General features: G+C 70.0%; 8 protein-coding genes. 6 read left to right on the forward strand and 2 right to left on the reverse strand.

The annotated features are described in order from the left end of the window. Positions 1 to 343: 343 nt before the first annotated feature. Positions 344 to 1,237, reverse strand: coding sequence for a LysR family transcriptional regulator (locus ASF27_RS17855; protein ID WP_056362162.1), 894 nt, complete (start codon positions 1,235 to 1,237; stop codon positions 344 to 346). 134 nt (positions 1,238 to 1,371) lie between these two features. Between ASF27_RS17855 and ASF27_RS17860 the strand changes: the two genes are divergently transcribed. From ASF27_RS17860 to ASF27_RS17885, 6 genes are all read left to right on the forward strand, one after another. Next, complete coding sequence (locus ASF27_RS17860) at positions 1,372 to 1,767, forward strand: cupin domain-containing protein (RefSeq protein ID WP_056266273.1); 396 nt, start codon at positions 1,372 to 1,374, stop codon at positions 1,765 to 1,767. Positions 1,768 to 1,876: 109 nt separating this feature from the next. Continuing rightward, positions 1,877 to 3,088 (forward strand): MFS transporter, encoded by a 1,212-nt coding sequence (locus ASF27_RS17865; protein WP_056362234.1) that lies wholly within the window; start codon positions 1,877 to 1,879, stop codon positions 3,086 to 3,088. Between the two features lie 190 nt (positions 3,089 to 3,278). Beyond that, positions 3,279 to 3,632 carry a cyclophilin-like fold protein gene (locus ASF27_RS17870; RefSeq protein ID WP_056362237.1) on the forward strand — a complete coding sequence of 118 codons (354 nt, stop codon included), beginning with the start codon at positions 3,279 to 3,281 and terminating at the stop codon, positions 3,630 to 3,632. Next, positions 3,629 to 4,672 (forward strand): SMP-30/gluconolactonase/LRE family protein, encoded by a 1,044-nt coding sequence (locus ASF27_RS17875; protein ID WP_082479276.1) that lies wholly within the window; start codon positions 3,629 to 3,631, stop codon positions 4,670 to 4,672. Before ASF27_RS17870 ends, ASF27_RS17875 begins: the two co-directional genes overlap by 4 nt. A gap of 35 nt (positions 4,673 to 4,707) precedes the next feature. Beyond that, on the forward strand, positions 4,708 to 7,137 hold the full coding sequence (locus ASF27_RS17880) for a membrane-bound PQQ-dependent dehydrogenase, glucose/quinate/shikimate family (RefSeq protein WP_082479278.1): 2,430 nt from the start codon (positions 4,708 to 4,710) through the stop codon (positions 7,135 to 7,137). Positions 7,138 to 7,183: 46 nt separating this feature from the next. Beyond that, positions 7,184 to 7,435: an SDR family oxidoreductase gene (locus ASF27_RS17885; protein ID WP_056362164.1), complete on the forward strand. Its 252-nt coding sequence runs from the start codon at positions 7,184 to 7,186 to the stop codon at positions 7,433 to 7,435. On the opposite strand, the gene ASF27_RS17890 is transcribed toward ASF27_RS17885, so the two are convergent. Further along, positions 7,420 to 8,340: a LysR family transcriptional regulator gene (locus ASF27_RS17890; protein WP_056266262.1), complete on the reverse strand. Its 921-nt coding sequence runs from the start codon at positions 8,338 to 8,340 to the stop codon at positions 7,420 to 7,422. The two genes, ASF27_RS17885 and ASF27_RS17890, sit on opposite strands and share 16 nt — an antisense overlap. Between the last annotated feature and the right edge of the window lie 385 nt (positions 8,341 to 8,725).

Here is an 8,725-nt window from a genome sequence, read left to right on the forward strand (position 1 = left end):
CGACGAACATCCGTAGCACAGTTTTTGATTTTCACGCCGCATTTCGCGATCCCTTCGGGCTTCAGACGGCGTGACAATATATCAGCCACCCGAAACCTTTATCCGCAAGCGAGCATGCTTGCTATCACGCCCACTGAATTCCCACAGGAACGGCGGAACCAAGAACGAACAAACAGTGCCGAGATTCAGGGGCGTCGTTGATTTTGTTCACTTTTTACGTGAGATATCGCCGCTCATAACGGTCTGGTTGCAGGTTCGCGTCCTGCCGGGCCCACCACCTTCGTCAGGAGAACCGCAAGGGATCGTGTGCCTTCCGGTTCAACCAATGCCTCTGACTTTCGTCCTAGTCGCCGTACCGAAGCGCCTCCACGAGCACGGCGAGGGCCGGTGTGAGGGGGGGGCGGCTGGCGTGATAGAGGTGATAGCCGGAGAACGGCTCACACCACGGTGCGAGCACCGGCACCAGGCGTCCCGTCGCGACATGCCCCTGCACCTGATCCTGGGGCAGGTATGCGATGCCAAAACCGTCCAACGCCGCTTCGAGGATCAGCGTGACCGAGTTGAAGACGAGTTGCCCCTCCACCCGCACATGCAGGGCGCGCCCCTCGTTCTCGAACTCCCAGGCGTAGAGCGCCCCCAGGGTCGGCAGCCGTAGGTTGATGCAGGCGTGTTCGGTGAGGTCCTCCGGCCGGCGCGGGGGCGGACGCGTGGCGAAGTAGGCCGGCGCGCCGACCGCGGCCATGCGCATGTCGGGCCCGATCCGGACCGCGGTCATGTCCCGGGCCACCATCCCGCCGAGCCGGATGCCGGCATCGAACCCCTCGGCGACGATGTCGGTCAGGCCGGAATCGATGCTCGTCTCGACCTTGATGTCGGGGTAGACCGGCAGGAGACGCCGGAGGGCCGGCCAGAGGACCGTCTTGGCCGCGTGCTCGTCGGCGGTGATGCGCAGCGTCCCCGCAGGCCGGCCGCGCATCTCGGCCAAGGCGACGAGTCCGGCTTCGATTTCGTCGAAGCGCGGCCCGACGGCCTTCAGGAGGCGCTCGCCGGCCTCCGTCGCCGACACGCTGCGAGTCGTCCGGGCCAGCAACCGGATGCCGAGGCGTGCCTCGAGGGCTCGCACGGTCTGACTGAGCGCCGGCTGCGAAACCCCCAGCTGCGCCGCCGCTTTCGTGAAGCTGCCCAGGCGGGCCACCGCGAGGAAGGCGGTGAGGTCATTCAGGCTTTCCCGCAGCATCCATAAGCCTCGCTCATGACCCCATGTCGGTACGAGCCCCTAATCCGATCCGATCCCGGGGGCTAGTTACGCACACGCCCCGGCTCGGCGTGCTCGCAGCGCATCGGGCCGTCATTCTCGCTGGAGCATGGTTCATGGAGATCAAGCGCGTCGGCTCGCAGCCGTCGGCCAAGGGGCCGGACGCCTGGTTCAGCGGCACCGTCCGCATCGACCCGCTGTTCGGCGCGACGGAGCCGGCCCGCGCGAGCGGTGCTCTGGTGACCTTCGAGCCCGGCGCCCGCACGGCGTGGCACACTCATCCACTCGGCCAGACGCTCATCGTCACGGCGGGTTGCGGGCGGGTCCAGCGCGACGGCGGTCCCATCGAAGACGTCCGCCCCGGCGACGTGGTCTGGTTCCCACCGGGTGAAAAGCACTGGCACGGTGCCGGGCCGACCACCGCCATGAGCCACATGGCCATCCAGGAGGCGCTGAACGGCGGCGCCGTCGATTGGATGGAGAAGGTCTCCGACCGACAATACGGAGCCTGACACCGACGACGCGGACCCTGCCGGAGCTCTCGCGGGCCCGACCCGGGGCGGGGCTGCGCGCGCATGAATCACAGGCGAGCACAAATCACAGGGAAGGCGCGGGATGCCCATGAATCCGAAGGAAGTCTGCATCGAACGTGGATCGCTCGCCCCAGAGACGGGGGTCGGGGCGTCGCGCGGATGGGGTGCGGTGCTCGCCATGACCCTCTGCTCCACGACGCTCGTGGCCTCGGAGTTCATGCCCGTCAGCCTGCTGACGCCCATCGCCGCCGACCTCAACATCACCGAGGGGCACGCGGGGCAGGCCATCGCCGTCTCGGGGCTCTTCGCGCTCCTGACGAGCCTCGTCATCGCGTCCGCCACGCGCGGCATCGACCGCCGTACCGTCCTGGTGGCCCTGACGATCCTGATGATGGGATCGGGGCTGATGGTGGCCCTCGCCCCGAACGCGGCGGTGTTCATGGCCGGACGCGCTCTGGTGGGGGTGGTCATCGGCGGGTTCTGGTCGATGTCCGCCGCCATCGTCATGCGCCTGGTCCCGGCGGAGCAGGTTCCCCGGGGCCTCGGGATGTTGAACGGCGGCAACGCGTTGGCCACCACGGTGGCCGCGCCCCTGGGCAGCTTCCTCGGACACTACATCGGCTGGCGCGGGGCGTTCTTCCTCGTCGTGCCGCTCGGGGCGTTGACGCTCGCTTGGTTCCTCGCGAGCCTTCCGGCGATGCCGTCCGCGCGCACGGCCGGTGGCGGCACGGTGTTCCGGGTCCTTCGGCGCCGCCAAGTCCCCCTCGGAATGCTCGCCATCTCGCTGTTCTTCCTCGGGCAGTTCGCCCTCTACACCTACCTGCGACCGTTCCTCGAGACGGTGACGAAACTCGACGTCCCGACTTTGTCCCTGATCCTGATGCTCATCGGCGGCGCCGGCGTGCTCGGAACCTACCTCATCGGCTTCCTCCTCCGGTCGCGGCTCCACAGCCTCCTGGTTGCGATGCCCCTCGGGATGGCGGCCATTGCGGTCTCGCTCATGGCGTTGGGCGGCACACCCGTCGCGGTGGCGCTGCTGCTGGCCGCCTGGGGGCTGATCGGCACGGCGGCGCCCGTCGCCTGGTGGACGTGGCTGAGCCGGGTCTTGCCCGACGAAGCCGAGGCCGGTGGCGGGCTCATGGTCGCGGTCGTCCAGCTCGCCATCGCGCTCGGCGCCACCCTGGGCGGCCTTGCCTACGACGCGAGCGGCTACCGCAGCACCTTCGCGGTCAGCGCGGTCGCCCTCGTCGCGTGCGCGGTCGTCGCCATCATGGCTTCGCGGCAGACCTCGCGAGCGTGATCACGATCCCGCCAGCCACATTCCCCGTCCCGGTGACCGATCAAGGACACGATCCATGAAGCACGCACGACACGCCGCGACATCACTGGCGGCGGCAATGGTCCTCGTCCTCGGTGGCGTTGCCGGGCTCCACGGCGAACCGGCCCCGGAGCGGGGCTCCTCCGCATCCCCCGGCAGAAAGACGCCCGCGATGGAAAGTATCCGAATCCGGCTCGTCGGCGAAACCGTCACCGCGACCCTGGAATCCGGCGAGGCCGCCCGGGCCTTCCGGGCGCTCCTGCCCCTCACTCTCAACCTGACCGACTACAACGCCACCGAAAAGATCGGCGACCTGCCCGGGAAGCTCTCGATCCAGGGCGAGCCGGCAGGCATCGACCCGGAGCCGGGCGACATCACCTACTACGCACCCTGGGGCAATCTCGCGATCTTCTACAAGGATTTCGGGTACTCGCGCGGGCTCGTCCGCCTGGGTCGGCTGAGCCGCATCCCCGACGCGTTCCGCCAGCCCGGACCGATCACGGTGACCATCGAGCCGGCCCCATGACAACGCAGCGTCCGAGATTGCGAAGCCTCGCCCGGGCATTCCCGATCCTGGCCTGCCTGACGGGGACGGCCGGCGGCACCTTGGCCCACGCGGCACCCGGCGCGCTCGCCTACGACGTGCGGACCCATGGGCCGGTCCCCATCCCACCGGGGGAACGAGACCTTCAGACCGTGGTCGCGCAGCCCTGGTTCAAGGTCTCGGACGAAGGGGTTCCCCTGGAAGGACCGTCCTTCGACCGGGCGGGCGACCTGCTGTTCACCGATGCCGGCACCGGCCGCGTTCTCCGCCTCACGCCGGACAGGCGCCTCTCCACAATCGTGCCCGCGAATGCCCTGAACCTCGGTGGGCTCGCGATCCACAAGGACGGGCGCATCTTCGCCGCCGGCACCGGCGGCTTCCGGCTTGGCTCCATCGTCTCGGTGCGGGCGGACGGTTCGGATCTGCGAACCATCGTCCCCGCCGAGGCGGGGTACGTGGTCAACGACCTCGTCTTCGACGCGCAGGGCGGCTTCTACTTCACCGACTTCCGGGGCACTTCCACCGACCCGAAGGGCGGTGCCTACTACGTCGCGCCCGACCTCACGACCGTCACGCCGGTCCTGCCGAACCTCGCGCTGGCCAACGGTGTCGCCCTCAGTCCGGACGGCAAGACCCTGTGGGTCACCGAGTTCGGTCGCAACCTCCTGCACAGGGTCGACCTCGCCGACGCGACCACGCCGACGCCGCTCGGCACGACGGTGGCCTACCACTTCACCGGTCCGGCGCCCGACTCGATGCGGGCCGATGCCGACGGAAACCTCTACGTCGCCCTGTACGGCCAGGGCCGCGTGCTCGTGTTCAACCGCAACGGCATCCCCATCGGGCAGGTCCTGCTGCCGGGTCGGGACGAGGGCCACAACCTCCGGTCCACCAGCATGGCGTTGCGGCCCGGCACCGGAGACCTGCTCATCGTCGCCAACGACGGCTCAGGCGGCCGGGGCTCCACGATCTTCGAAGCGCACGCCTTCGCGAAGGCACTGCGCCTCTTCTCGCACCAGTAACGCCCGGCCCAGCTCCGGACAGCGAAAGTCTCGTCATGACACGCATCGATTCGATGCCCCGATCCGCCCCACCCGCCGGGCAGGGCGGCCGCGGGGCGATCTGGACCCGGCGCGCCGTCGCAACACTCCTCTTCCTCGTCGGCCTCGGGCTCGCCACCGGCGGAACGGCGCTCGTCTGGTACGGCGGCTCGCCCTACTACCTCTTGACCGGCTTGGCCGTCGTGGCGAGCGGCGCCCTGATCTGGCGGCGCGACGAACGTGGTCTTGCGCTCTACGTCGCGGTGCTGGCCGCGACGACGGCGTGGGCGATCTGGGAAGTCGGCTTCGACGCCTGGCAGTTGCTTCCGCGCCTGCTGGCTCCCTTCGTCCTCGGCTTCGCTCTGCTGCTCCCGCCGGTCTTCCGGATCGGTCGGCACGCCTCTCCCGCACGTGCCGCGGCAGGGCCGGCCGTCACCGGCATCATGGCGGCGGCCCTCTTCGTCGGCGGCCTGCTGCATGCGGCCGGCCCCGGCGCGCCGGCCGAGCCCATCCTGCGCCGCGGTATGGCCGACGGCGTTCCGAGTCCCCTGGCGCAGCCGCTCGCGCGGGTGACGCACGAGGATTGGCCGGCCTTCGGCAACGACCAGGGCGGTACGCGCTTCAGCCCGCTCGCCGACCTCACTCCGGCGAATGTCGGCAAGCTCGCGGTGGCGTGGGAGGCCGAGACCGGCCCCGACACGCCCGGCCCGGCGACTGCCCTCGAGGCGACGCCCATCATGGTCGGCGACGCCCTCTACCTCTGCGACGGCCACAACCGCGTCTTCGCCCTGGAAGCCGAGACCGGGCGCGAGCGCTGGCGCCACGACCTCTCCTACGGCGTGCCGCCCTCCGGCAAGCCGTGCCGGGGCGTCGCCCATTATCGCGTGCCGGATGCGAGCGGCCTTTGTGCCGCCCGCATCATCGCAGCCAGCCAGACACCGGAGCTGATCGCCCTCGACGCCGCGACCGGCGCGCCCTGCACCGACTTCGGCAAAGCCGGCCGCGTCGACCTGCGCGAAGGCCTCAGCGCGTATCCGGAAGGCCAGTACTACGTCAGTTCGGCCCCGCAGATCATCCGCGGGAAGGCGGTCGTCGGAGGCGGCATTCCCGACGGCCAGTTCTGGGGCGGCCCCTCCGGCGTGATTCGCGCCTTCGATGCGCGCACCGGCGAACTCGCTTGGGCCTTCGATGCTGGCCAGCCCGACCGGGCCGGCCCACCGCCGCCGGGGGAGACCTACACCCCGTCCTCTCCCAACAGCTGGGCGCCCATCAGTGCCGACGAAGCGCTGGGGCTGGTCTACCTTCCGATGGGCAATGCCACGCCGGACAATTTCGGCGGCCAGCGACGTCCGTTCGACGAGGCGGTCTCCAGCGCCGTCATCGCCCTCGACGCCGAGACGGGCCGCCTGCGCTGGCGCTTCCAGGCGACGCACCACGACATCTGGGACTACGACACCCCCTCGCAGCCGACCCTGCTCGACATGCCGACGGCGAACGGGATTCGGCCGGCCCTGATCCAGCCGACGAAGCGCGGCGAGATCTTCGTGCTCGACCGCGAGACCGGCCAGCCGATCAAGCCCGTCACCGAAGTGTCGGCGCCGCAGGACGGCACCGCCGCCGGCGAACGCCTGGCGCCGACCCAGCCCGCCTCGCTCGATCTACCGGCCCTGCGCGGCGCGACCCTGCGCGAGTCCGACATGTGGGGCGCCACGCCCATCGACCAGATGGTCTGCCGCATCCTGTTCCGCCGGTCGCGCTACGAAGGGCACCTGACCCCGATCACCCTGGACAAGCCGGTCCTCATCGATCCGGGCTCGGTGGGCGGTGTGAACTGGGGCAGCGCCTCCGTCGATATCGACCGCGGGATCATGGTGGCGAACTGGATGCGGTTTCCCGACCGGGTCGAGCTCCTCACCCGCGCCGAGGCGGAGCGGCGCAAGCTCAAGCTCGCCGACGGGAAAGGCCCCGGCGGCGACGCCGACCGGCCGATGCTGAACACGCCCTACGGCGCCTTTGGCGGCCTGTTCATGTCCCCCCTCGGCATTCCCTGCACGGCGCCGCCCTGGGGGTTGATCGCGGCCGTCGACCTGTCGAGCGGCCGCCTGCTGTGGTCGAAGCCCCTCGGGACCGCGCGCGACACCGGCCCCTTCGGCATCCCGTCGATGCTGCCGCTGACCGTTGGGACCCCGGTCTCGGGTGGCTCGGTGGTCACGCGTGGCGGCTTGGTCTTCGTCGGCGCGAGCATGGACCGGACCTTCCGGGCGCTCGACGCGGCAACGGGCCGCGAACTCTGGCAGGCCCGGCTTCCCGGCGGCGGCAACGCCACGCCGATGACCTACCGCAGCCCGGTGAGCGGACGCCAGTTCGTGGTGGTGGCGGCCGGTGGAAAGCCGCCGCTGGCGATCAGCCTCGGGACCAAGCTGGTCGCCTACGCGCTGCCGCGTTGAGCCTCGTCCTCCTGAAACCCGCCGACGATCCGACCTGGAGTGACCGATGACGCAGACGCATGATTTGACCGGCAAAATCGCCTTCGTCACGGGCGCGACGAGCGGCATCGGCCGCGCCACCGCCCTGGCGTTCGCCCGAGCCGGTGCCGGTGCCGCCGTCGCGGTCGCCGACATCTCCGAGGACGGTGTCCGGGAACTCGAGGAGATCGCGGCTGCCGTGCTCTCCCTTTGCTCGGATCTGGCGGCCTTCGTCGTCGGGCATGCCATGGTGGTCGATGGCGGTCAGACGGTGGGCTGACGTCCACCGCCCGCCCCGCGCTGGCGCAGCGCCTCCACCAGCACCGTGAAGGCGGGGGCGGGCTGACGGCGGCTCGGATAGTAGAGGTGGTACCCCGGGAAGGGCTCGCACCACCCCTCCAGCACCCGGACCAGCCGCCCCTCGGCCAGGTCCCGCTCGACGTGCTCCTCCGGCAGGTAGGCCAACCCGAGCCCGGCGAGCGCGCCTTCCCGGATCAGGCGCAGGCTGGTGAACACGAGCCGGCCTTCGACGCGCACGTCGAGAGCCTCGCCCTTGCGCTCGAATTCCCAGGGGTAGAACCCGCCGCGCGTCGGCCGGCGCAGGTTGATGCACAGGTGTGCCGTGAGGTCCGCCGGATGCCTGGGCTTCCGTCGGCCGGCGAAGTAGCCCGGTGCCCCGACCACGGCCATGCGCATGTCCGGCCCGATCCGCACCGCGACCATGTCCTTCTCGACGTGTTCGCCGATGCGTATGCCCGCATCGAAGCGCTCGGCCACGATATCGATGAGGGCCTGCTCCGTGACGACCTCGACCGTGATGTCGGGGTAACTCGGGAGCAGGCGCGTCAGGACAGGCCACAGAACCGTCGCCGCCGCGTCCTCGCTCGCCGTGATGCGAACGGTGCCGGCCGGCTTGTCCCGCAACTCGGTCAGGGCGGCGAGCTCGACCTGGATCTGCTCGAATTGCGGCCCCACGCTCCGCAACAGACGCTGCCCCGCCTCGGTCGGCGAGACCGCCCGGGTGGAGCGATTCAGCAGCTGCACACCCAGTCGTGCCTCGAGTCCCTTCAGGGCATGGCTCAGGGCCGATTGCGTGATGCCCAGGCGTACCGCGGCGCGGGTGAAGCTGCCCTCCTGCGACACCGTCACGAAGGACAGCAGGTCGGTCAGGTCCGCACGCGCCATCGATGGTCTCCGCGTCGCATGTCCGATGAGCCGGACAGGCGCCGGGGTGGCGGAACGGCCGAATCCATAAGCTCTGCTCATGACCCTATGTCGATGGACGGCACTAATCAACGAGGTCGGAATCCCTACCTTGGATTTGATCAAATGTGCCCGCTCGCCCTGGGCATCCCACCCTCGATGGGCGGCCGTCGCGCCGTCCCCCTGCAGCCCGTTCGGAGACCGAGATGGGAAGTCCTTCAGATTACGCGTTGAACCGGAGAGATCTGATGGCGGGCGCATCCGCCACCGCGGCCCTGGCGGCCGTTCCCTCTACGGCGGGCGCCGCACCCGCTGGCGCCGACAAGCCCGTTCTGGCGAAGGTGTCGCTGACGGTGAACGGCCAGCG

Source organism: Methylobacterium sp. Leaf102 (assembly GCF_001422425.1).
In the GTDB taxonomy this organism is placed as follows: domain Bacteria; phylum Pseudomonadota; class Alphaproteobacteria; order Rhizobiales; family Beijerinckiaceae; genus Methylobacterium.

Coding starts and splice junctions, on each gene's coding strand:
- ASF27_RS17855 (WP_056362162.1), bottom strand. CDS start 1,237: ATGCTGCGGGAAAGCCTGAATGACCTCACCGCCTTCCTCGCGGTGGCC.
- ASF27_RS17860 (WP_056266273.1), top strand. CDS start 1,372: ATGGAGATCAAGCGCGTCGGCTCGCAGCCGTCGGCCAAGGGGCCGGAC.
- ASF27_RS17865 (WP_056362234.1), top strand. CDS start 1,877: ATGAATCCGAAGGAAGTCTGCATCGAACGTGGATCGCTCGCCCCAGAG.
- ASF27_RS17870 (WP_056362237.1), top strand. CDS start 3,279: ATGGAAAGTATCCGAATCCGGCTCGTCGGCGAAACCGTCACCGCGACC.
- ASF27_RS17875 (WP_082479276.1), top strand. CDS start 3,629: ATGACAACGCAGCGTCCGAGATTGCGAAGCCTCGCCCGGGCATTCCCG.
- ASF27_RS17880 (WP_082479278.1), top strand. CDS start 4,708: ATGACACGCATCGATTCGATGCCCCGATCCGCCCCACCCGCCGGGCAG.
- ASF27_RS17885 (WP_056362164.1), top strand. CDS start 7,184: ATGACGCAGACGCATGATTTGACCGGCAAAATCGCCTTCGTCACGGGC.
- ASF27_RS17890 (WP_056266262.1), bottom strand. CDS start 8,340: ATGGCGCGTGCGGACCTGACCGACCTGCTGTCCTTCGTGACGGTGTCG.